Annotated in this window: 21 protein-coding genes; 12 read left to right on the plus strand and 9 right to left on the minus strand. The window is 62.5% G+C overall.

The window, feature by feature from the left end:
- Nucleotides 1-33: 33 nt before the first annotated feature.
- The gene (gene yghU / locus VH564_RS10915; protein ID WP_423339844.1) at nt 34-903 is read right to left on the minus strand and encodes a glutathione-dependent disulfide-bond oxidoreductase; all 870 of its coding nucleotides are present in this window, start codon (nt 901-903) and stop codon (nt 34-36) included.
- 250 nt (nt 904-1,153) lie between these two features.
- Here yghU and VH564_RS10920 point away from each other — a divergent pair, with 250 nt between their 5' ends.
- From VH564_RS10920 to VH564_RS10935, 4 genes are all read left to right on the plus strand, one after another.
- Complete coding sequence (locus tag VH564_RS10920) at nt 1,154-1,669, plus strand: dihydrofolate reductase (RefSeq protein WP_423339845.1); 516 nt, start codon at nt 1,154-1,156, stop codon at nt 1,667-1,669.
- Between the two features lie 233 nt (nt 1,670-1,902).
- A complete protein-coding gene (gene hflK / locus VH564_RS10925) occupies nt 1,903-3,006 on the plus strand; it encodes an FtsH protease activity modulator HflK (RefSeq protein WP_423339846.1) in 1,104 nt (367 codons plus the stop codon).
- 2 nt (nt 3,007-3,008) lie between these two features.
- Nucleotides 3,009-3,980 (plus strand): protease modulator HflC, encoded by a 972-nt coding sequence (gene hflC, locus VH564_RS10930; RefSeq protein ID WP_423339993.1) that lies wholly within the window; start codon nt 3,009-3,011, stop codon nt 3,978-3,980.
- 191 nt (nt 3,981-4,171) lie between these two features.
- Nucleotides 4,172-5,899, plus strand: coding sequence for a Do family serine endopeptidase (locus tag VH564_RS10935; RefSeq protein ID WP_423339847.1), 1,728 nt, complete (start codon nt 4,172-4,174; stop codon nt 5,897-5,899).
- Nucleotides 5,900-5,902: 3 nt separating this feature from the next.
- On the opposite strand, the gene VH564_RS10940 is transcribed toward VH564_RS10935, so the two are convergent.
- Both VH564_RS10940 and serB read right to left on the minus strand, forming a co-directional pair.
- On the minus strand, nt 5,903-6,472 hold the full coding sequence (locus VH564_RS10940) for a GNAT family N-acetyltransferase (RefSeq protein WP_423339848.1): 570 nt from the start codon (nt 6,470-6,472) through the stop codon (nt 5,903-5,905).
- A gap of 34 nt (nt 6,473-6,506) precedes the next feature.
- Entirely contained in the window at nt 6,507-7,397 is an 891-nt protein-coding gene (gene serB, locus VH564_RS10945) for a phosphoserine phosphatase SerB (protein ID WP_423339994.1), read from the minus strand.
- On the opposite strand from serB, the gene miaA reads away from it, so the two are divergent.
- Nucleotides 7,396-8,289, plus strand: a complete 894-nt coding sequence (gene miaA, locus VH564_RS10950) for a tRNA (adenosine(37)-N6)-dimethylallyltransferase MiaA (protein ID WP_423339849.1) — start codon at nt 7,396-7,398, stop codon at nt 8,287-8,289. The genes serB and miaA overlap by 2 nt on opposite strands.
- Before the next feature lie 12 nt (nt 8,290-8,301).
- Here miaA and VH564_RS10955 read toward each other — a convergent pair whose 3' ends face one another.
- Nucleotides 8,302-10,341 carry an ATP-binding protein gene (locus VH564_RS10955; protein WP_423339850.1) on the minus strand — a complete coding sequence of 680 codons (2,040 nt, stop codon included), beginning with the start codon at nt 10,339-10,341 and terminating at the stop codon, nt 8,302-8,304.
- Nucleotides 10,342-10,667: 326 nt separating this feature from the next.
- Here VH564_RS10955 and VH564_RS10960 point away from each other — a divergent pair, with 326 nt between their 5' ends.
- Nucleotides 10,668-12,461 (plus strand): acetolactate synthase 3 large subunit, encoded by a 1,794-nt coding sequence (locus VH564_RS10960; RefSeq protein ID WP_423339851.1) that lies wholly within the window; start codon nt 10,668-10,670, stop codon nt 12,459-12,461.
- 91 nt (nt 12,462-12,552) lie between these two features.
- Nucleotides 12,553-13,125, plus strand: coding sequence for an acetolactate synthase small subunit (gene ilvN, locus VH564_RS10965; protein WP_423339852.1), 573 nt, complete (start codon nt 12,553-12,555; stop codon nt 13,123-13,125).
- A gap of 20 nt (nt 13,126-13,145) precedes the next feature.
- Here the strand turns inward: ilvN and VH564_RS10970 are convergent, their stop codons facing one another.
- Nucleotides 13,146-13,991 carry an aldo/keto reductase gene (locus VH564_RS10970; RefSeq protein ID WP_423339853.1) on the minus strand — a complete coding sequence of 282 codons (846 nt, stop codon included), beginning with the start codon at nt 13,989-13,991 and terminating at the stop codon, nt 13,146-13,148.
- Nucleotides 13,992-14,365: 374 nt separating this feature from the next.
- Here VH564_RS10970 and VH564_RS10975 point away from each other — a divergent pair, with 374 nt between their 5' ends.
- The 3 genes from VH564_RS10975 to VH564_RS10985 all read left to right on the plus strand — a co-directional run bounded on the left by VH564_RS10975 (nt 14,366) and on the right by VH564_RS10985 (nt 17,072).
- Entirely contained in the window at nt 14,366-14,959 is a 594-nt protein-coding gene (locus VH564_RS10975) for a LysE family translocator (RefSeq protein WP_423339854.1), read from the plus strand.
- A 117-nt stretch (nt 14,960-15,076) separates the two neighbouring features.
- Entirely contained in the window at nt 15,077-16,204 is a 1,128-nt protein-coding gene (locus VH564_RS10980) for an ATP-dependent DNA helicase (protein ID WP_423339855.1), read from the plus strand.
- 115 nt (nt 16,205-16,319) lie between these two features.
- Nucleotides 16,320-17,072 carry a pyridoxine 5'-phosphate synthase gene (locus VH564_RS10985; RefSeq protein WP_423339856.1) on the plus strand — a complete coding sequence of 251 codons (753 nt, stop codon included), beginning with the start codon at nt 16,320-16,322 and terminating at the stop codon, nt 17,070-17,072.
- Between the two features lie 192 nt (nt 17,073-17,264).
- On the opposite strand, the gene VH564_RS10990 is transcribed toward VH564_RS10985, so the two are convergent.
- On the minus strand, nt 17,265-18,146 hold the full coding sequence (locus VH564_RS10990) for an SDR family oxidoreductase (RefSeq protein ID WP_423339857.1): 882 nt from the start codon (nt 18,144-18,146) through the stop codon (nt 17,265-17,267).
- A gap of 138 nt (nt 18,147-18,284) precedes the next feature.
- Here VH564_RS10990 and VH564_RS10995 point away from each other — a divergent pair, with 138 nt between their 5' ends.
- The gene (locus VH564_RS10995) at nt 18,285-18,704 is read left to right on the plus strand and encodes a winged helix-turn-helix transcriptional regulator (protein WP_423339858.1); all 420 of its coding nucleotides are present in this window, start codon (nt 18,285-18,287) and stop codon (nt 18,702-18,704) included.
- 15 nt (nt 18,705-18,719) lie between these two features.
- Here the strand turns inward: VH564_RS10995 and VH564_RS11000 are convergent, their stop codons facing one another.
- The 3 genes from VH564_RS11000 to VH564_RS11010 all read right to left on the minus strand — a co-directional run bounded on the left by VH564_RS11000 (nt 18,720) and on the right by VH564_RS11010 (nt 21,091).
- Nucleotides 18,720-19,937: an MFS transporter gene (locus tag VH564_RS11000; protein WP_423339859.1), complete on the minus strand. Its 1,218-nt coding sequence runs from the start codon at nt 19,935-19,937 to the stop codon at nt 18,720-18,722.
- 50 nt (nt 19,938-19,987) lie between these two features.
- The gene (locus tag VH564_RS11005; RefSeq protein ID WP_423339860.1) at nt 19,988-20,605 is read right to left on the minus strand and encodes a TetR/AcrR family transcriptional regulator; all 618 of its coding nucleotides are present in this window, start codon (nt 20,603-20,605) and stop codon (nt 19,988-19,990) included.
- Nucleotides 20,606-20,833: 228 nt separating this feature from the next.
- The gene (locus tag VH564_RS11010) at nt 20,834-21,091 is read right to left on the minus strand and encodes a hypothetical protein (RefSeq protein WP_423339995.1); all 258 of its coding nucleotides are present in this window, start codon (nt 21,089-21,091) and stop codon (nt 20,834-20,836) included.
- A 318-nt stretch (nt 21,092-21,409) separates the two neighbouring features.
- Here VH564_RS11010 and VH564_RS11015 point away from each other — a divergent pair, with 318 nt between their 5' ends.
- On the plus strand, nt 21,410-22,672 hold the full coding sequence (locus tag VH564_RS11015) for an NAD(P)/FAD-dependent oxidoreductase (RefSeq protein ID WP_423339861.1): 1,263 nt from the start codon (nt 21,410-21,412) through the stop codon (nt 22,670-22,672).
- The last annotated feature ends 125 nt before the right edge of the window (nt 22,673-22,797 follow it).

Raw genomic sequence — 22,797 nt, forward strand, 5'->3', positions numbered from 1 at the left:
TCGGGTAATGGCCGACGCGCCGATCCGAGGATCCTAGGCCGGTGTCTTGTCGGCCGTCTTTGTATCGAAGTCGCTGGCGTCGTGGCGTTCGTGCAGCTGGCTTGCGGGCTCGCCAAAGACGCGGTTGACCATCCGGCCGCGCTGCACGGGAGTCCGCTCGCCGATATGGTCCGTCCAGCGCTGCAGATTCTTGTACTCCTTCACCTGCAGGAATTCGGCTGCCTCGTAGAGCCAGCCCTTCGCGAGGGCGCCGTACCAGGGCCAGACGGCGATGTCGGCGATGGTATAGCTGTTGCCGGCCAGATATTCGTTGTCGGCAAGCCGGCGATCGAGAACATCGAGCTGACGCTTGGTTTCCATGGCGAACCGGTTGATGGGATATTCCATCTTGGTCGGGGCGTAGGCGTAGAAATGTCCGAAGCCGCCGCCGAGATAGGGCGCGCTGCCCATCTGCCAGAAGAGCCATGACATGCATTCCGTACGGGCCGGCTGTTCCGTGGGCAGGAAGGAGCCGAACTTTTCCGCGAGATAGAAGAGGATCGAGCCCGATTCGAACACACGCACCGGCGTTTCGCCGCTGCGGTCCATCAGGGCAGGGATCTTCGAATTCGGATTGATGTCGACGAAGTCGCTGCCGAACTGATCGCCTTCGTTGATGCGGATCAGCCAGGCGTCGTATTCGGCGCCTTCGTGGCCGAGGGCCAGAAGTTCCTCGAGCATGACCGTGACCTTGACGCCGTTGGGCGTGGCCAGCGAGTAGAGTTGCAGCGGATGCTTGCCGACCGGCAGCGCCTTGTCGTGGGTGGCGCCGGCGATCGGCCGGTTGATGTTGGCGAACCGTCCGCCGCTCTCCTTGTCCCAGGTCCAGACGCTGGCTGGCTTGTATTCGGTAGTCTCGGTCATTGGTAAACTCCAGGTAGGGGTGGCGACGTTGGCCAGGCATCGGAAATGGGTTGGCACAACTTCGATGCAAGATCCAACTTGCCGAAAGCACAGCCGATTTCAAGCCATGCCGTTATTGGCATGGAAGCACGAAGACGTCATCAGGCCTCAACGATGCTTGACGCTCGCGACCCTTCAATGACAATGGTTCGCGTGGCAAGCAGATCTTCGCGGAGCTTCCTTGTCAGAGGTTGCATGAGTGGAGGTTACCTTGTCCGCAGTCAGGAAGGTCATCGTCGTTGCCGTCTCGCGCAACGGCATCATCGGTCGCGACGGCGATATGCCTTGGCGGCTTTCCACTGACCTCAAGCGCTTCAAGGCATTGACGCTCGGCAAGCCGGTGATCATGGGCCGCAAGACTTTCCAGTCGATCGGCAAGCCGCTACCGGGACGGACGAATGTCATCATTACCCGCGACACAAGTTACCATCCGGGCGATGTCGCGGTTGCCAACTCTCTGGATGACGCCATCGCGCAGGCTTCCGAGGTCGCGCTTGGCGATGGTCTGGACGAAATCTGCATTATCGGTGGTGGCGAGATCTATCGGCAGGCGATCGAAGGCGCCGATATTCTGCATGTCACGCATGTCGAGGCGGATGTGGAAGGCGATACAGCCTTTCCAGAAATCGATCCTTCGATATGGAGTGCGGATACCGAGATGCTGGTGCCGGCAGGCGAGCGTGACAGCTTGCCCACCCGTTTCGTGACCTACAAGCGCCGTCAATAGCGAAGCATGATGCTTACGAAGCCTTAGCAGGGATAGTTTCGAAAAGCTGCCTTTTGACTTCCAACGACGGAAAATCCCCTCAAAAATCAACTATTTTTCCAATAATGGTGCCCAACTTCTGCAGGTTGCGTTGAAAGCGACATCGGCGATACCTATAACGAGGACAATCGTTGCCGCGCGGGGGAGCCAGTGCCGGACGATGTGTCAATATTTCCACGAACGATGAGGTTTTAATGCCCTGGAGTAATCAGAATGGCGGCGGTCCCTGGGGGGGCGGCGGCGATGGAAACAAACCAGGGCCTTGGGGCAAGGGACCACAACGTCCGCGCGGCAATGGCGGCGGCGGACCTCCCGATCTGGAAGAGATCATCCGACGCGGTCAGGAGCGCATGAAGGGTTTCATTCCCGGCGGCTTCAACAGCGGCATTTTTCTGATTATCGCGGCGGTCCTCGTCGTCTTCTGGCTCATCCAGTGCATCTACACCGTCCAGCCCGATGAGCGGGGCGTCGAGCTGCGCTTCGGCAAGCCGAAGGAAGAGATTTCTCTTCCTGGCCTGCACTTCCACGTCTGGCCGATGGACCAGATCAATATCGTCAAGGTCACCGAGCAATTGCAGAGCATCGGCGGGCGTGGCAATGCGAATGCTACCGCTGGCTTGATGCTGTCGGGCGACCAGAACATCCTGAACGTCCAGTTCACCGTTCTGTTCACTGTCACCGATCCGAAGGCCTACCTGTTCAACCTCGAGAACCCGGCGGAAACGCTGCAGCAGGTCTCCGAGAGCGCGATGCGTGAAGTTGTCGGCCGTCGTCCTGCACAGGATGCGTTCCGCGACAACCGCCAGGCGATTGCCAGCGAAGTCCAGAACATCATTCAGGGGACAATGGACCGCTATGGTGCCGGTATCGGCATCAACAGCGTCAACATCGAGAACGTCGCGCCTCCGCGTGAAGTGGCCGATGCCTTCGAAGAAGTGCAGCGCGCCGACCAGGATAAGCAGCGCCTCGTCGAGGAAGCCAACCAGTACGCCAACCAGAAGCTCGGTGGCGCACGCGGTCAGGCGGCACAGAACCGCGAAGAAGCGGCGGCCTACAAGGACCGTGTCGTCAAGGAAGCCGAAGGTGAGGCCCAGCGCTTCGTCTCTGTCTACGACCAGTATGTGAAGGCACCCGACGTTACGCGCGAACGCCTGTTCCTTGAAACCATGGAATCCGTCTTGAAGAATTCGAACAAGGTCATCATCGACCAGAAGCAGGGCGTGCTGCCCTACCTTCCGCTGAATGGTGTCGGCACGGCCGCGGTTCCGCCGCTGCCCAAGGCGGAGGAAGTGAAATGAACATGTCCTCCAGCCGTCTGCCGGCGATCGTCATCGCCGTCGCCGTGATCCTGTTCATCGTCTATTCGTCGGTGTTCGTGGTCAATGCCCGTCAGCAGGCGATCGTCGTCCGCTTCGGTCAGATCCAGTCCGTCAAGTCAGAGCCCGGCATCTACTTCAAGCTGCCGTTTGCCTTTGCCGACGCGGACCGCGTCCAGTATGTCGAGAAGCAGGCCCTGCGCTTCGATCTCGACAATATCCGTGTGCAGGTGAAGGGCGGCGCCACCTTCGACGTCGACGCCTTCGTCGTCTACAAGATCGCCGATGCACGCAAGTTCCGCGAAACCGTCTCCGGCGACCGCACGGCCGCCGAATCCCGGCTGCGCACGCGCCTCGATTCGTCGCTGCGGCGTGTCTATGGTCTGCGTGAATTCGACGCTGCGCTGTCAGACGAGCGTGTCTCGATGATGCTCGAGGTCCGCAATGACCTGCATCGCGACGCCGAAACGCTCGGCCTTCAGATCGACGACGTCCGCATCCGCCGCACCGACCTGACGCAGGACGTTTCGCAGAAGACCTACGACCGCATGCGGGCCGAACGTCTGGCTGAGGCCGAGCTGCTGCGCGCCGACGGTACCGAAGAGGGCCAGCGTCGCCGCGCTGTCGCCGACCGCCAGGTCGTCGAAATCCTCGCCAATGCCAGCAGGGATTCCGAAGTTCTGCGCGGTGAGGGCGATGCCGAACGGGCCCGCGTTTTTGCCGATGCGTTCTCGCGCGATCCTGCCTTCTTCCAATTCTATCGGTCGATGGCAGCCTACAACAATGCGCTTGGCTCCGGCTCCACCACGATGGTGCTGTCGCCGACCTCGGATTTCTTCCGCTATTTCCAGAGCCCTAACGGCACGCCTCCGGCGCCGCAGCCGGGCGCGCCTGCGCTGGCGGCGCCATCGGCCAATGCGCCGTTGTCGCTTCCGGGAGCACCGGCCGCCAACTGACGGACCGCTGAGCAGAAGACAATCGATCCAAAAGGTCGGGCCTCCCCAGGGAGGCCCGATTTTTTTATGGCAGCCGCCAGGCCTGCGACCATCACGGGCGGGGATTAGCGAAAAAGACGATTCCACCCTCCATCATTCCGCCCTATGCTGATGGTGCAATAGACGACCTGCACACTTGATGAGGATGCCTGATGGCCTCGACCGCATGCCCGACCCTTCGACGTTCGCTTGCCCTTCTGGCTGGCGCGGCCATTGTTGCCGGCTCCACCCTTAACGGCTTCGAGCGCGCTTATGCGGAAGGCGCGACGAATGTCCTGTCCGGCGTCCAGGGCGCCGTGCCCGCGGCTCCGGTCGCACCGGTGCCGCCTGTTGCCGCACCGGTTCCGCCTGCAGTCATGCCGCCGGCCGCAGGTGCCAGCCCCGCGCCGATGACCGGTGCTGCCGGTCCGGCGTCGGTCGCGGATCTCGCCGCCGGGCTGCTCGATGCCGTCGTCAACATCTCAACCTCGCAGAAGGTCAAGGGCGAGGGGACGGTGGCGACGCCGAAGATGCCGGATGGCTCGCCCTTCCAGGACCTGTTCAATGATTTCTTCAAGGACAAGCCCGGCCAGAGCAACAACCACAAGGTCAGTTCGCTCGGCTCCGGCTTCGTGATCGATCCCAAGGGCTATGTCGTTACCAACAACCATGTGATCGAAGGCGCCGACGATATCGAAGTGATCTTCCCGAATGGCACCAAATTGAAGGCCAAGCTGGTCGGTACCGATACCAAGACCGACCTGTCGGTTCTCAAGGTCGAGTCCAAGCAGCCGCTGAAATCCGTCCATTTCGGCGATTCCAGCCAGATGCGCATCGGCGACTGGGTCATGGCGGTCGGCAATCCCTTCGGCCTCGGCGGCTCGGTGACCGTCGGCATCGTGTCGGCCCGGGGGCGCAATATCAATGCCGGGCCCTACGACAACTTCATCCAGACCGATGCGGCGATCAACAAGGGAAATTCCGGTGGGCCGCTGTTCAACATGCATGGTGAAGTCATCGGCATCAACACGGCGATCATCTCGCCGAGCGGCGGATCGATCGGCATCGGCTTCTCGGTGCCCTCCGAAATTGCCGGCGGCGTCGTCAAGCAGCTGATGGATTTTGGCGAGACTCGTCGCGGCTGGCTCGGTGTTCGCATTCAGCCGGTTACCGACGACGTTTCGGAAAGCCTGGGTCTGCCGGCAGCCAAGGGCGCGCTTGTGGCGGGGGTGATCAAGGGCGGTCCGGTCGACAACGGCTCGATCCAGGCCGGTGACGTCATTCTGACCTTCGATGGCAAGGCCGTCAACGAAATGCGCGACCTACCGCGCGTGGTTGCCGAAAGCCCGGTTGGCAAGGCCGTCGACGTGGTTGTGATGCGGGGCGGCAAGGAGCAGACGGTGAAGGTGACGCTCGGCAAGCTCGATGATACGGCCGCTGCCGAGGCGAGCAAGGCTCCTGCGCCAGGCGCTGCCCCGGGCGGCGAAACCGACAAGGGCATCATCAATCCTGACGGCGACGGCGCCGGGGATGACGACGGCATGGACGATCAGGAAGAGCAGGGCGATCCAACGCAGGTGCCGGCGCCGGATGCCGATACCGTCCAGACCGTGCTCGGCATGCAGCTGGCCGGGCTGAATGCGGAGAATCGCAAGACCTTTGGGATCGCCGACAGCGTCGACGGCGTCGTGGTCCTGCAGCTGACGCCGGGATCGGCGGCCCTCGAAAAGGGGCTGAAGCCGGGCGACGTGATCGTCGAGGTGGCGCAGGAATTCATGAAGAGCGCGGTTTCCGTCTCGACGAAGGTGGCTTCGCTGAAGAAAGACGGACGTCGCAACGCGCAGATGATGATCGCCGCGCCGAACGGCGACCTGCGCTTCATTGCTGTGCCGCTGGAGTAGCGCTTACTTCAGCCCCTCGGCGGCGCGCCATTCCTTCGCCGTCAGGCGGTAGAGCACGTGGCGCTTCAGGGCCGGCATGCTGTCGGGAACGCGGGGATGATCGAAATCGTCGTCGGGGTTGCGATGCATGCCGATGCGCCGCATGACGGCGGTTGAGCGATGGTTGTCATGGACAGCGAAGGAGACGATTTCGTTCAGCCCAAGCGTTTCAAAACCATGGCGCAGCAGTGCCGTGGCCGCTTCGGTGACAAAGCCTTTGCCCCAGTACCGCGCTGCCAGGCGCCAGCCGATCTCGATGGTGCCTTTCGGAATAGCGGGCTCGTGGTCGGTGGCAACCAGTCCGCAGAAGCCAATCGTCTCACCGCTCGCCTTCACTTCGAGCGCGTAGAAGCCGAGCCCCGTCTCCGTGATCATCGTCCGGGCGTGGTTGAAGAACGTATCCGAACTCTCCCGGTCCCTGCGAAAGGGAAAGAAGGTCATCACCGTTTCGTCCGAATTGATCTCGTAGAACAGGTCCCGATCAGCTTCCCGCCAGTTGCGGACGATGAGGCGGTCGGTTTCGAGAATGATCATGGCGTTCCACCTCCTGTTGGTTCTCCGCCCCGTCTCAGGCGTCGATGAAATCCGTCTTCCGGTAGCCCTGAATGTAAAGCAGTGCCGTCAGGTCGCCATGGTCGATGCGCATCTTTGCCTGCGCGGCAACTGCCGGCTTGGCATGCAGCGCCACACCACTGCCGGCCGCCTGCAGCATGCCGAGATCATTGGCTCCGTCGCCGACAGCCAAGGCGTCAGCGGTCGATATTCCGAGGGTCGAAGCAATCTCCGTGAGGGCGTCGACCTTGGCCTGTTTGCCGAGGATAGGCTCGGCGACAAGACCGGTCAGCAGTCCATTCTCCTCCAGGAGAATATTGGCGCGGTTTTCATGGAAGCCGAGAGTGGCGCCGATGCGGCTGGTAAAGACGGTGAAGCCACCGGAGACGAGCGCGGTATGGAAGCTCTTCGACTTCATGGTGGCAATCAGTTGGGGGCCGCCCGGCGTCAGCGTAATGCGCTTGGCGATCACCTCGTCGACGACCGACACCGGCAGGCCCTTCAGCAAGGCGACGCGGGCGCGCAGGGCCGGCTCGAAGGCGATTTCGCCGTTCATCGCCTGGGCGGTGATTGCCGCGACATGATCCTTGAGGCCGACTTCAGCTGCCAGTTCGTCAATGCATTCCTGCGCGATCATCGTCGAATCCATGTCTGCGATCAGCAATTTCTTGCGCCGGCTCTCCGCCTCCTGGATCACCAGGTCGATCGCGGTGCCGCCGATCAGCGCGCGGAGCCTCGCTTCTGCAGCCGGTAAATCCGTGCCGTCGCGTAGCGCGATATCGCAGGCAATGCCGTCCGCCAGCCAGTAGAGGCCGGAGGCCGCAACCGCGTCCGCTGCTCTTTCCGCAAGGCTCGGACCAAGAACGGGGTTTGACGTATTGGCAATAAGCGTGGCAACGAAGGCCATGATGGGAAACCCTGTGAACGACATCGACGCGATCCTGATAACCGGGCCAACCGCCAGCGGCAAGTCCGCGCTGGCGGTGGAGCTTGCGAGCCGACATGGCGGCGTCGTCATCAACGCCGACAGCATGCAGGTTTATGACACCCTGCAGATCCTGACGGCACGACCGTCGCAGGAAGAGATGAAGGGCATTCCCCACCATCTCTATGGGCATGTGGCTGCCAAGGCTGCCTATTCCACCGGGATTTGGCTCAGAGAGATTTCCAGGTTGCTCGAGCAGCTGCGCCAGCAACGAGCGATGCCGGTGATCGTGGGCGGAACAGGGCTCTATTTCAAGGCTTTGACGGGCGGGCTTTCACCAATGCCCGACGTGCCCGCCGAGATTCGCGACGGGCTTCGACAACGCCTGATCGCGGAGGGCGCGGAGCCCTTGTACCGCGAGCTGGCGCTCCGTGACCCGCCCATGGCGGCCAGCCTGAAGCCGCAGGATGGACAGCGCATCGTGCGGGCGCTGGAGGTGCTCGATGCGACAGGCCAGTCGCTGACAACCCTGCAGGGGCTTGCCGGGCCTGTCATCGTCGATCCCGCCCGCGCGCGGAAGATCGTCGTGCTGCCGGAGCGGCGGGTCTTGCACGAGCGCATCGACGGCCGTTTTGAAAAGATGCTGGCAGCCAGCGCCGAGCAGGAAGTCGTGGATCTGCTGGCGCTCGATCTGGCGCCTGAGCAGCCTGTCATGAAGGCGATCGGCGTCTCGCAGATCGCGGCGATGCTGCGGGGCGACATCAGCCGTTCCGATGTCCTTGCGCTCGGAGCCGCCGCCACACGGCAATATGCCAAACGACAGATGACCTGGTTCCGCAACCAGATGGACGAGAGCTGGGAACGGATCGGCTGACGACGGTGGCCGTCAGTCCCTATTGAACAGCGAGCCCAACGGCTTTTTCAACACGCTCTCGCGCAGCGACGGTCCCGGTTCGCGGCGAAGTGACGAGATGCCCTCCTGGCCGAGGTTGGCGCGGCTCGCATCCTCGCGCCTGTAGTCGCGGCGCAGGTCGGCAAGCTTGCTGTCGATGGAGGTCTGCGGTGGTGGCGCTGCCGGACGGCTGGGCGCTCCGAGGCCCGACAGCATGTCCGGCCGGTAGGGCTCGATCGGCGTGGTGGCAGGCCGACCGGCGGCCTGCGGATATCGCGCATCACCCTCGTCCTGCATATATGCGTCGCGCTCCTCGGTCCCGGCTTTCTGCACGCCGGTGGCATAGCTTTCCTGGAAGGCGGAAAGATCGGGGCCGGAGATCGAGCGCATGCGGCCGACGATGGTGCGCAGGTCGACATTGTCTGGTGTTGTCTCATCGGGATGCTCGGCCAGCCCGTTGGCCTTTGGAATGAGGTTTTCCGCGACACGGGTAAAGCGCATGCGCATCGGCACGGCGATCGCCTCGCCGAAAGCAATTGCCTCGCCATTGCCGATCGACGACAGGAAGCTGGTGGTCGACATCGACGAATTGGGGATGGCCGATCGGATGATTTCCTGGTCGCGGTCATTGGCAAGCCGCATGGCAAACAGTGTCGAGCACTGCGAGAGGATGGTCTGGTCGAGTTCGCCTGGGCGCTGGGTAATGATGCCCAGCGAAACGCCGTATTTGCGCCCTTCCTTGGCGATGCGTGAGATCGCCTGGCGGGTGGGCACGAAGCCGAGGTTGGGGTCGGCGGGGATATAGCGGTGCGCTTCCTCGCAGACGACCAGCATATGGATCGCCCCATCGCTCCACAGAGCGATTTCGAAGGCCATACGGCAAAGCACCGAGGCAACGGAGTTGACCACTTCCGAAGGGATGCCCGCCAGCTGAAAGGTGCAGATCGGCCGGTCGTTGCCGGGAATGCGGAAAATTTCGGCGATGGTCTCCATGATCGTGTCGCTGATCGTGTTGTTGGAGAACATGAAATGATAGCGCGGATCGTTGATCGCCGAGATCACGCGGATCTTCAGCGAGCGCAGATGCGGTTTTTCGTGCCGGCCCTCGAGCTTGCCGATGCGCTCGTCGATCAGCGCCAGCAAGTCGGCCATGCGGTAGGGAACCGGCGTGTCCGCCGTCATCGAGCTCTTTTCCGTCTGCCGTCGCATCAACGGCGAATCGCTGCCCCGGAAGGCGCGCTTGGCATCGGGGATGATGTCGCGCAACATGTCGAGCTCTTCCGGCACCGGCGGGCGACCGCGAAAGACGACTTCGGCGAACTCCTCCAGCCGCATCAGCCAGAAGGGCAGGTCGAGCGTGTCGGTGTCGATGACGACCGAGTCATTGGGAAAGGCTGCGGCGAACTCATTGTGCGGATCGAGGATGAGGACCCGCAGTTTCGGATCTGTCGCAATAGCCTTGTGTAGCAGCAGCGATACGGCCGTCGACTTGCCGACACCGGTCGAACCGACCACGGCGAAATGCTTCGACAGCATCGAGGGGATATGGATGGTGGCGTCCAGCGTCTCGTCCTGCGTCAACTTGCCGATGACGCAGCTGCTATCCTTTCCGGAATCAAAAATGCGCATGAGATCGCGGGCGCGGATGCGATGGGCGATGGCGCCGAGATAGGGATAGCGCGATATGCCGGAGGAAAATTCCTCGCGCCCGTCGGCATCGACGCGCACTTCACCAAGTAGCTCGGCCTCGATGCGGAACAGGTTGTCCTGGCCTTCACCCCACGCCTTGCTGCCGGTGTCCATCGAGTAGACAAGGGCGGCCACCCGGTTGCTGCCGACGCTGATCGAGACGAGGCTGCCGACGGACCAAAGCTCGGTGAGGTCGGTGCCACCGTCGGCTGCCGTGGCGGCAATCGTGACGTGGGCGCCGCTACAGGCGACGACTCGACCGAGGAACCTGTTCCCGGGAGCCAAGGTGTCGCGACGTTCCTGTTCGCCTGCCTTGCCGGAGGTTTGCAAATCGTTGTTCAGCAAAGGGAGTGCTCCTAATACGGACAGAGGATAGAACGGGAGACTTAATAAAATCCTCTTGATTTGGTTGATTCTTTTGAGGTGCTGCCTTGGCTGTTGAGTTTTTGTTGCCGAAAGCGTTGACGCTACGAAATTTTCTGTCTATCAATTTTGGTCATGAAGATAGCGGCAATTCTTATTGTGGTGGGACAGCGCATGGGCAGGATGGTGTAACCATCCGGCGATAGCCACCCATGCGCTAGACAACAGGCTCCCCAAGGAGCCTTTTTTTATGCCCAAAATCGGGCGCCCCGCTTCCAAGACACTCAAGCAGACAACGGAATTTAGCAATGACGGGCACAGACAAGCAGACCACCGACAACAGGATGACCGGCGCGGAAATCGTCTTGCAGGCGCTGAAGGACAACGGCGTCGAGCACATCTTCGGCTATCCGGGCGGCGCGATCCTGCCGATCTATGACGAGATCTTCCAGCAGGATGACATCAAGCACATCCTCGTGCGCCACGAGCAGGGCGCCGGCCACGCGGCCGAAGGCTATGCCCGCTCGACCGGCAAGGTCGGCGTAATGCTGGTCACGTCAGGACCGGGCGCCACCAATGCCGTCACGCCGCTGCAGGACGCGCTGATGGATTCGATCCCGCTTGTCTGCCTGACCGGCCAGGTCCCGACGACGCTGATCGGCTCGGACGCTTTCCAGGAATGCGATACCGTCGGCATCACCCGGCCCTGCACCAAGCACAACTGGCTGGTCAAGGACGTCAACAAGCTGGCGGCCGTCATCCACGAGGCCTTCCGCATCGCCCAGACCGGCCGTCCCGGTCCTGTTGTCGTCGACATCCCGAAGGACGTCCAGTTCGCGACAGGCACCTACACGCCGCCGGAAGCGCATGCCGTCCAGAAGAGCTACCAGCCGCAGGTCCAGGGCGACATCAACCGGATCAAGCAGGCCATCGAGCTGATGGCGACCGCCCGCCGTCCCGTCATCTATTCCGGCGGCGGCGTCGTCAATGCGGGGCCGGAAGCCTCCAAATTGCTGCGCGAGCTGGTCGAATTGACCAACTTCCCGATCACCTCGACGCTGATGGGCCTCGGCTCCTATCCGGCTTCAGGCAAGAACTGGCTGAAGATGCTCGGCATGCACGGCTCCTACGAGGCGAACATGGCGATGCACGATTGCGACGTCATGGTCTGTATCGGCGCCCGCTTCGACGACCGCATCACCGGCCGCCTGAATGCCTTTGCCCCGAACTCGAAGAAGATCCACATCGACATCGATCCGTCGTCGATCAACAAGACCGTGCCTGTCGATATCGGCATCGTCGGCGATGTCGGCAATGTCCTGGAAGACATGGTCCGCCTGTGGCGCGCCTTGCCGAAAAAGCCGGAGCCGGCGCAACTGTCCGACTGGTGGACCGACATCAACCGCTGGCGGGCCCGCAATTCCTTCGCCTACAAGACCAGCAACGACGTCATCATGCCGCAATATGCGATCCAGCGGCTCTATGAGCTGACGAAGCATCGCGATACCTACATCACGACCGAAGTCGGCCAGCACCAGATGTGGGCAGCCCAGTTCTATGGCTTCGAGCAGCCGAACCGCTGGATGACCTCGGGCGGCCTCGGCACGATGGGTTATGGCCTGCCGGCAGCACTCGGCGTCCAGATCGCCCATCCGGACGCACTGGTCATCGACATCGCCGGCGATGCCTCGATCCAGATGTGCATCCAGGAAATGTCGGCGGCGGTGCAGCACAATGCGCCGATCAAGATCTTCATCCTCAACAACCAGTACATGGGGATGGTCCGCCAGTGGCAGCAGCTGCTGCACGGCAACCGCCTGTCGAACTCCTACACCGAGGCGATGCCTGATTTCGTCAAGCTCGCGGACGCCTATGGCGGCGTCGGCCTGCGCGTCGAAAAGCCCGGCGATCTCGATGCGACCATCCAGGAGATGATCGACGTCAAGCGTCCCGTCATCGTCGACTGCCGCGTCGCCAATCTCGCCAACTGCTTCCCGATGATCCCATCGGGCAAGGCACATAACGAGATGCTGCTGCCGGACGAAGCAACCGACGAAGCCGTCGCCGACGCTATCGACGCCAAGGGGCGGGCGCTGGTTTGATCTGGGCCGGAGGCGGCAGGTCTGCCGCCTCGACCAAAGGCTCGATCAGCGGTCGAGCTCAACAAGATTGTCAGGAAACGGATCCAAGATCATGAATGCACACCTACAACCCACCGGCTCCGCCTATTTCATCTCGCCGGAGACAGCGACTGCCGAGAATCATACGCTTTCGGTTCTGGTCGACAACGAGCCCGGCACGCTGGCGCGCGTCATCGGCCTGTTCTCAGGGCGCGGCTACAATATCGAGAGCCTGACTGTCTCGGAAACCGAGCACCAGGCCCATCTGTCGCGCATCACCATCGTCACCCGCGGCACGCCGCAGGTGCTGGAGCAGATCAAGGCTCAGCTGGAGCGCATCGTTCCTGTCCACCGGGTCGTCGACCTGACGGTGCGGGCCCGCGAACTCGGCCAAGAGCGGCCGATCGAGCGCGAGGTCGCCCTGATCAAGATCGGCGGCACCGGCGAGACGCGCGCCGAAACGCTGCGGCTGGCCGATGCCTTCCATGCCAAAGTGGTCGATGCGACCGTCGAGCACTTCATTCTGGAAATTACCGGCAAGTCGTCGAAGATCGACCAGTTCGTGGCGATCATGCGGCCGCTCGGGCTGATCGAGGTCTGCCGTACCGGCATCGCCGCCATGAACCGCGGCCCGCAGGGCATGTAGGAAGTCTCGCGCCGCCGGGGCTACAGCATCTCCAGCGGCGTTTTTCTCGAGGGTGGCGGGAAGGCGGCGTCCAGTTCCGCCCAGTCCTCGTCGGCGATGTCGAGAGACACGGCGTCGCGGTTTTCCTTTACGCGCGCCGCCTGCGAGGTCTTCGGAATGGCGATGACGCCGTCGCGTTCGAGGACGAAGGCAAGCGCCACCTGTGCCGGCGTTGCCTGATAGGTCTTGGCGATCCTGACGACTGCGGGCTGGCGGAGCAGGCGTCCCTGTTCGATCGGCGAATAGGCCATGACCGGAATGCGGTGCTTTTGGCAGAAGGGCAGGAGATCGAACTCGATGCCGCGCCGGCTGAGATTGTACAGCACCTGGTTGGTGGCGACGTTTTCGCCCGACGGGACGCCCAGCAGCTCTTCCATGTCGTCGACGTCGAAGTTCGACACGCCCCAGGCGCCGATCTTGCCGTCTGCCTTCAGCCTCTCGAACGCCGCGACTGTCTCGGCCAGGGGGTAGCTGCCGCGCCAGTGCAGCAGGTAGAGATCGAGACGGTCGGTCCCCAGTCGCTGGAGGCTGCGCTCGCAGGCGGCGATCGTGCCTTCGCTGCTGGCATTGTGGGGATAGACCTTGCTGACCAGGAACACCTCGTCTCGACGGCCTTCGATCGCCCGGCCGACGATCCGCTCCGAGCCGCCGTCGGCGTACATTTCGGCGGTGTCGATCAGTGTCATGCCGAGGTCGAGGCCGGCCCGCAGGCTTTCGATTTCGGCTTTCGCCTCGGATGCCTTCTCGCCCATGTTCCAGCTGCCCTGGCCTAGGGCTGGCACCGCTGGGCCGTGCTTCAGGCTGATGGTGGGAATGTCGTCGATCATGGGTCTGCCTTTCCGCATCATTGCTGTGCTTCAGGGGGAAGCTATATGCCGGTTTTCGCGAGAGAAAGTATGGCGCAGGCCGATGTTTCCAAGTGGGTGGACAGAATGGCGACCTGTTTTCGGCCTGGCGTGGTGAAGCCCGCGGGTGAGCGGCGGCTCCAATTCCCGCGGGCCGGCCACCTCCGGCATGAGGCATAGAGTCGAGCAGCCGGATGTTCGCTTAAGTGCTAGCCTGGGAGCGCCCGGACATTCTTGTCACCGGCACAATCGCGGGGTCGCGTCCCGGGGTTAGGTCGTTCATAGCGTGCAGGCGCTGCCGGCGGAGGATATGATCCCGCTGCAGAGAGCGATGGTCGATATCGGAGGAGAATATCATGCCGCTGGACACATTCCTGACTCTGCTGCTGTTTGCCTTTACCACATCGATCACGCCGGGGCCGAACAACATGATGCTGTTCGCGTCGGGCGTGAACTTCGGTTTCCGCCGCACCATTCCGCATATGATCGGCATCGGCGCCGGTTTCCTGTCGCTGCTGCTGGGCGTCGGCCTCGGGCTCGGCGCAATCCTGCACACCGTGCCGGTGCTTTATACGACGCTGAAGTTTGCCGGGGGCGCCTACCTGCTGTGGGTCGCCTGGAAGATCGGCTCGGCGCGCACGATCAGCGAGCGGCAAGGCGGCGCGGAGCCGATGTCGCTCCTTTCTGCCGCCGCCTTCCAGTGGATCAACCCGAAGGCGTGGGTGATGGCTGTCTCGGCGATGGCGACCTACACCACTCCGGATATGTACTACGCCAGCGTCGTCATGGTTGGCGTGGCTTTCGCCGCCGTCAATTTTCCCAGCGTGTCCACCTGGGCAGGTTTCGGCTCGGTCCTTCGCGACTGGCTCGCCGTGCCGGTGCGGCTGAAGTGGTTTAACATCACCATGGCCGTCCTGCTCGTGCTCAGCTTGTGGCCGATGCTGAAATAGAGGATAGGGCCTTGCCGGCATCGATCCGCCGGCGACGCGCTGCGTCTGCGGCTTTATTCCCGGTATCCGCAGATTTTTACGGTTGCCTCTAAGACACGAATCCTGCCAAGTCCGGCCATGCAATTTGCCCCACAACAAGACGAAGCGCTGAAGGCTGTTTCCAAATGGCTGAAGGACGGGCGGTCGCCGCTGTTTCGCCTGTTCGGCTATGCCGGAACCGGCAAGACGACGCTTGCCCGCCACTTCGCCGAAAATGTCGATGGAGAAGTGCTGTTTGCCGCCTTCACCGGCAAGGCGGCTCAGGTTTTGCGCTCGCGCGGTGCCAGCAACGCCCGGACCATCCACTCGCTGATCTATCGCCCGCGCGGCGAGGAGGCGGTCGAGGACGAGGAGACCGGCAAGAGTTCGATGACGCCGATGTTCACCGTCAACCGGCAGAGCCCCGTGTCCAAGGCGGCGCTGATCGTCGTCGACGAATGCTCGATGGTCGACGAGGCGCTCGGCAAGGACCTGATGAGTTTCGGCACGCCGATCCTGGTGCTCGGCGATCCCGGCCAGCTGCCGCCGATATCAGGCGGTGGTTTCTTCACCAACGAAGAGCCGGATTACCTGCTCACCGACATCCACCGGCAGGCGCGCGACAACCCGATCATCCAGCTCGCCATGCAGGTGCGCGAAGGCAAGGAGATCATGCACGGCGATTACGGCACAGTGCAGGTGATCTCCAAGGGCGAGGTCACGCAGCCGCTTGTGCTTGACGCCGATCAGGTGCTGGTCGGCACCAACAAGACGCGCAAGCGCTACAACCAGCGTCTGCGGGAACTGAAGGGCTTCAATACCGATTATCCGCAGTCCGGCGACAAGCTCGTCTGCCTGCGCAACGATCCGGCCAAGGGTTTGCTGAATGGCTCTCTGTGGCAGGTGATGACCTCGTCGAAGGAGACCACCAAGCCCGGCATCAACTTGCTCGTGCGGCCGGAAGACGACGACATGGATCGGGGTGCGGCCAAGATCAAGCTGTTGAAGACCGCCTTCGAAGAGGTTCAGGGGGAAATTCCCTGGACGACCCGCAAGCGCTATGACGAGTTCGACTACGGCTATGCGCTGACCGTGCACAAGGCGCAGGGTTCGCAGTGGAACAAGGTGGTCCTGTTCGATGAAAGCTGGGCCTTCCGCGACACGCGCGAACGCTGGCTTTACACGGCGATCACCCGCGCTGCCGAGACGCTGACCATCGTTCGCTGACAGCCCTCACTCCCATCAATATTTTGCATGACTCTCCCATGCGAATGTCATTGGCCTTGGGCGTGCGATGGGATTAAAAGCGCAGGCACGTTGTTCGTGAACCTGGATCCGACAGATGCCCGCAAAGCTTTCCGTGAATGTCAATGCCATCGCCATGCTACGCAATCGCCGCGACCTGCCGTGGCCGAGTGTCGAGGCGCTGGGTCGGATCGCGCTCAAAGCGGGGGCATCCGGGTTGACGGTGCATCCGCGGCCCGACCAGCGCCACGTCCGCTTCTCCGACTTGCCGGTCATCCGCGCGCTCCTCGACGATGAGTTTCCGGATGCGGAGTTCAATATCGAGGGATACCCGACCCAGGAATTCTTCGACCTTTGTGCCGGCGTCGAGCCTGACCAGGTGACGCTGGTGCCGGACGATCCGTCGCAGGCGACTTCGGATCACGGTTGGGATTTCCGCAAGCACCAGGACTTCCTCGCCGGGGTGATCGGGCCCTACAAGAAGATGGGCTGCCGCGTTTCGCTATTTGCCGATGGCGACGGTGATGCCGAAGCTGTGGCGATCGCAAAAGCCATCGGAGCCGATCGCATCGAGCTTTACACCGGCCCCTATGGCGGTTGCTACGATGCGCCGGAGCAGGCCGCTGTCGTGCTCGACGGGCTCGGCAAGACGGCCGATGCCGCAACCGCACTCGGGCTCGGTGTCAATGCCGGCCACGATCTCACCGTCAGCAATCTGCCGGCCTTGCTTCGACGCATTCCGCAACTGGCAGAGGCCTCGATCGGCCATGCTCTGACAGCCGAAGCGCTTGAATTCGGGATGGCGGAAACCGTCCGCCGCTTCCGACGCGCCTGCGGCCAGTCGATCTGACACCGGTCTGCTGCGTGACAATGAGGCCAGGGTGACGGTACTCGGTACCGTACCCTGGAGACTTGCTATCCGAGGCTATGTCGCCTTGTCGACGAGGGCGCGCTACCGTGGAGCCTGCGTGACTTCCCGTTAATTGCGCGCCCTTGCATTCGTGATCCCATCGCTCCCAGAAATAGGAGTGACGACGCAGCATCAGCCGGCCAGGGCCGCTTTTCTTTCCTCGAAGAAGCTTCTCAGCGTCTGCGGCTCTTTGCCGGTCAGTGTCGTGAAGTCGGCGGTGAGCTGATCGAAGTTACCGGCCCGGATATTGGCGTCGGCGGAGACCAGCATATCCACGACGAAAGGCGGCAAACCTGCGCCAGTCATGCCACCGGCCAGCTGTTCGTCGGTGACATCGACAACCTCCAGCGGACGACCGGTGATGGCTGACACCGTCGAGGCGATGTCGGTAATGGAGTAGGATGTGGAGCCGGTCAGCGTGTAGGTCGTGCTGTCCGTATTGCTGGAGGCGAGGGCTGCGGCAATTGCCAGTGCGCAGTCTTCGCGGGAGATGTAGGGCGCCTTGCCGCCTGCTGTCGCGGTATACCATTTGCCACCCTGCAGGTTGTGCGGCAGCGACATCATGAAATTGTCCATGTACCAGGCATCGCGCAGGATCGTGTAGCCGAGACCGCTGGCCTTGATGGCAGCTTCGGTGCCGAGATGGTCTGGCGCGAAGGTGACCAGCGATTTGTCGGGGTTCGGCATGGAGGTGTAGAAGATATGCTTGACGCCGGCAGCCTTGGCAGCATCGATGGCTGCCATATGCTGAGCAAGGCGCTTGCCCGGCGTGTCGAGCGAATCTGTGCTGATGATCAGCAGGCGATCGACACCGGCGAAGGCCTGCGCCAGGTTCGCTGCGTCATCGAAGTCAGCCTTGCGGGTGACGACGCCCTTGGCGGAAAGCTCCGCGAGCTTGTCGGGACTGCGAGTTGCGGCGACGATATCGGCGGGCGCGATCTTGTAGGTTTCGAGCAGATGATGAATGACGCGCTGGCCGAGTTGACCGGCCGCGCCGGTGACGAGAATTGTCATGAACGTTCCTCTAATCATGGGCCGGGTTGAACGACCGGCATCGCAGTCTCAAAAAGAGACTTAGGCTAGAATAGAGATTGACAGGCCGAAGTAAAGGAGGCAGTTTTTCCACCCTACGTTACCGAAAAGGAACCGCCCATGAGTGGCACTGTCGTGCAATTGCGCAACAAGAATAGTAGCGAAAAAGGCCGGGCTGTCAACCTGACCAAGCTGGACTTCAGCAATTGCCCCGTCCGCGACGTGATGCAGCAGATCAATGGAAAATGGTCGACGCTGTTGCTGGATGCGTTGTCGCAGCGCCCCTATCGGTTCGGGGAGCTCAAGCGCCTCGTGCCCGACATCTCTCAGCGGATGTTGACGCAGACGCTGCGCGAACTACAGCGCGACGGCTATATCGATCGCGAAGTCTTTCCCACAAAGCCGCCGAGCGTCGAATACCGCATGACGGATCTCGGTCGCTCGCTTTTCGAGCCGCTGGCCCAGCTTTTGAACTGGGCCGATGCCAATCATGAGAAGGTGAGAGCCGCGCGGTCGCGCTTCGATGATGCCGCCAGCTGAGGCCTTGACGCGGCGTTATCCGTTCGTGCGGCGCTCGGTGGCGAAGATGAGCAGGGCGGCCACCGGGAAGCAGATCCCGATCCAGGAGGTCAGCCCCCAGCCGCCGGTCGCATAGGCCCATCCGCCGAGAGCCGATCCGATAGCGCCGCCACAGAAGAAGGTTGCCATGTAGAGGCCGTTCAGGCGGCTGCGGTGGGCAGCACTCAGGGCGTAGATCGACCGCTGGCCGATGACCAGATTGGTCTGGACGCCGAAGTCGAGCAGGACCCCGGAGAGCGTCAACATTGCCAGCGCCATCGTCGAGCCGCTGCTCGACCAGTGCGCCAGCAACAGTGCGCCGATGGCAAGCAGCATGGCCGCAGCCGTGGCGGCTTGGGACATCCCCCGGTCGGCCAACCGTCCGGCGATCGGCGAGGCGATGGCGCCGGCCGCACCGGCGAGCGCGAAGAGGGCGATGCCGTTCTGGCTGAGGCCGAAGACCGGGCTTGCCAGAAGTAGTGGCGTTGTGGTCCAGAACAGGCTGAAGGCGCCGAACATGCAGGCCTGATAGATCGCCCGCCGTTGCAGCAGCCGTGTGTGAAGGGCGAGATGGCCCATGGAGGCGAGTAGCTGGCCGTAGCGCAAGCTCGTCTGCGGAACACGGGTCGGCAGGAGCATGCGCAGCCCGATGGCGAGGGCCACCATCAGAAGAGCCGACATGATGTAGACCACGTGCCAGGACGAATATTCGGCGATGACACTGGCGACCGGTCGAGCCAGCATGATGCCGCAGAGCAGACCGCTCATGACGTTGCCCACCACCTGTCCCCTACTGGCATCCGGGGCCATGTGGGCTGCGAAGGGAACTAGAACCTGGACTGCGACGGAGCCGATGCCGATGCAGAGCGACGCCAGCAGAAACAGCGACGGCGACCAAGAAGAAGCGCCTGCGAGCAGGGCAACGGCGGCCACGATGATCAGCGACAGGACGAGCCGCCGATTTTCCAGGAGATCTCCGAGTGGCACCACCAGCAGCAGGCCGAGGCCGTAGCCGATCTGCGTCATCGTGACGATCAACCCAGTAGCCGAAGGCGAAAAGCCGAGCGCCGCGCTGATCGGTCCGGCGAGAGGCTGGCCATAGTAGAGATTGGCCGCCACCAGACCGCAGGCGGCGGCGAAGGTGAAGGTCATCCAGGGAGATATGGTCGATTGCGGGAGGACACGGTCCTCGGTGGCAAGTGCTTGGGTGCTCATCGGGATTTCCTGAAGGCTTGGAATGCTAAGTTGTGGCGCGGCGGGCTGTGTCAGCGCAGCATTGTCATGGCCATGTCAGCGACGGCGGTCATCTCCTCGCGTCGGCGGCCGGTCTTGCCGATCACCCGGGCACCCTTGGTCAGGCAGAGCAGCGTCAAGGCGCCTGCGTCCGGATCGACGGTGGTGCTGATCGTCCCGTCAGACTGACCGAGGCGGATGAGGTCGGCTATGAGGCTCTGGTCGGCCTCGAAAGCGGCCGCCACCCGTGCCGCGGCTTCATCGTCGAGAACTGCCAGGTCATTGGCGCCGCTGACGACGAGGCAGCCACTGCGCCCAGGTTCGCCATAGGAGCGGTCGATGTAGTACATCAGCACGCGGTGGACCTTGTCGCGACCGTTGTCGCCCTTGGCGATTTCCTGCTTCAATCGCCTCCGGCCGAGCAGGCGGTAGCGATCGAAGGCGGCCAGAAAGACACCGCGCTTATCCTTGAAGGCCTTGTAGACGCTGCCTGCCGTCAGACCCATCGCGTCCGTCAGGTCGCTGATTGAGGTTGCGTGGTAGCCGCGTGCGGTGAAGACTGCCAACGCCTTGTCGAGCGTTTCGTCCATGTCGAATTCGCGCGGTCTGCCGCGTGGGCGGTTTGAATCCGGGAGAGTAGCGTTTTCCATTTCCGCTAATTAGGAAATGATCGTTTCCAAATCAAGTGTTATTTTGCGACGCACAATTCGTTGATCGTTGCAATGGAGCAGTCGGCGAGCAAGCGGTTGCGAACCGGCAGCAGTTGGAGAAACCGATCCGGGAGAGACTGGCGCCTAAGATCGTTGTCTTCCCAAGGCATTGGATCGACGTCCGCACCGGGTGGAGGCTCCACAGGTGCGCGTTCTCTGCCGTGATCTTCAGATCGCCTCATAAGCGAAGAGCAGGCCAATTGCCGTGATCGCCAACAAACCCACAAGGAAGCATTGGTCGGCAACCGTCTCCAGCCGCCGGCTTAACCATTGCCTGTGCGAATAGCGGATCGACAGATAGGAGGTGAGGGCGCTGGCGAGAAACAGCAGCGATGCGCAGGCCGCATATTCGTCAACGTGGCTTGGCCCGATTCGGCCTTCGACGACCTTCACCAAGCCGATCAGCGTCGTGCAGATGCCAATCATCGTTCCGGACGTTGGCAGGATGTGCTGGGCGAGGGCCTTCGGTGCTGACGACAGGTCCTTTTTTGAAGAGGCGACCACTGTTGTTTCTCTTTCAATACGACTGGTGCCGGATGCCATCGATATCCCGTCCGTGATGCGGAACAGCCATCCTATCCATAACTGTCGCAACAGGCCAGCGCAGAACCCCCGCCGCAATGTCAGCGCCTCGCAACCCACGAAATTGAGGATGTGCAAGGGAGCCATGCGCAAACAGCGTTTGTTGCATGCGCAAGATAGGCCCAGTTGAGGGGATGGGAGGCGCGTTGAAGGAGTATTGTCATGGGGCAACATCGTGTCGTCGTGGTCGGCGGCGGCTTCGCCGGTCTGCAAATCGTCAACGACCTCAAGGGAGCGCCGGTCAGCATCACCCTGATCGACCGTCGCAATCACCACCTGTTCCAGCCTCTGCTCTATCAGGTGGCCACGACGCTCCTGTCGACCTCCGAGATCGCCTGGCCGATTCGCGGCCTCTTCCGGGAAAGACCTGATGTGACGACGCTGCTGGCCGAGGTCGTTGGTATCGACAGGCAGACAAACACGGTCGCTCTCGCCGGTGGCCAGACGGTTCCCTACGACACGCTGGTGCTGGCGACCGGTGCAACGCACGCCTATTTCGGTCATGACGAATGGGAGCCGGTCGCCCCCGGGTTGAAGACCCTCGAGGATGCCACGACGATCCGCCGCCGCCTGCTGCTGGCCTTCGAGCGCGCCGAGATGGAGACCGATCCTGCTGTGCAGGAGGCGCTGCTGACCTTCGTCATCGTCGGGGCCGGGCCGACCGGCGTCGAGCTTGCCGGCATCATCGCCGAACTCGCGCATGAGACGCTGGCAAAGGAATTTCGCCGGATCGATACCACGAAAGCCCGCGTCATCCTCGTCGAAGCAGGGCCGCGCATTCTGTCCGCCTTCGTCGAAGACCTGTCGGCCTACGCCCATCGCAGGCTCGAGAGCGGCGGTGTCGATATCCGCACCGGGCAGGCGGTGACCTCCTGCACGGCAGACGGCGTTGTCGTCGGCGATACCTTCATTCCATGCCGGACGGTCGTCTGGGCCGCCGGCGTCCAGGCCTCGGGGGCCGCCGCCTGGCTGGGGATACCGGCCGACCGCGCCGGTCGTGCCGTTGTCGAGAGCAATCTGACGGTGCCGGGCGATGAGAACATTTTTGTCGTGGGCGATACGGCGTCGGTCCAGCGGGAGGATGGCAGGCCCGTGCCGGGCGTGGCACCCGCCGCCAAGCAGCAGGGCGCGTTCGTCGCCAAGGTCATCAAGGCCCGCCTCTCGGGCAATGCCGCGCCTGCCGCGTTCCGCTATCGCCACCAGGGGGACCTCGCGACGATCGGCAAGGGGGCGGCGATCATCGATTTCGGCTGGCTCAAGCTCAAGGGCAGGCTCGCCTGGTGGATCTGGGGGCTCGCCCACATCTACTTCCTGATCGGCACACGGTCACGCTTCAGCGTCGCCTGGAGCTGGCTATGGATCTACCTTAGCCGACAGCACAGCGCCCGGCTGATTACGCAGAAGGAAGTGCCGCGCGAGGAGTGAAGCTGGTACTTGGCGCGATGCCGGGTGGCACTCGTGGGATAGTGCGAAAAGCGCAGAGTAACCCGCGAAGCGCCTCTTTTGCCATCAAACGGCTTGAGGGCTTCGAGCCGCGCGCTCGGGTGGGC

The sequence above is a fragment of the Rhizobium sp. HT1-10 genome, from assembly GCF_049472505.1.
In the GTDB taxonomy this organism is placed as follows: domain Bacteria; phylum Pseudomonadota; class Alphaproteobacteria; order Rhizobiales; family Rhizobiaceae; genus Rhizobium.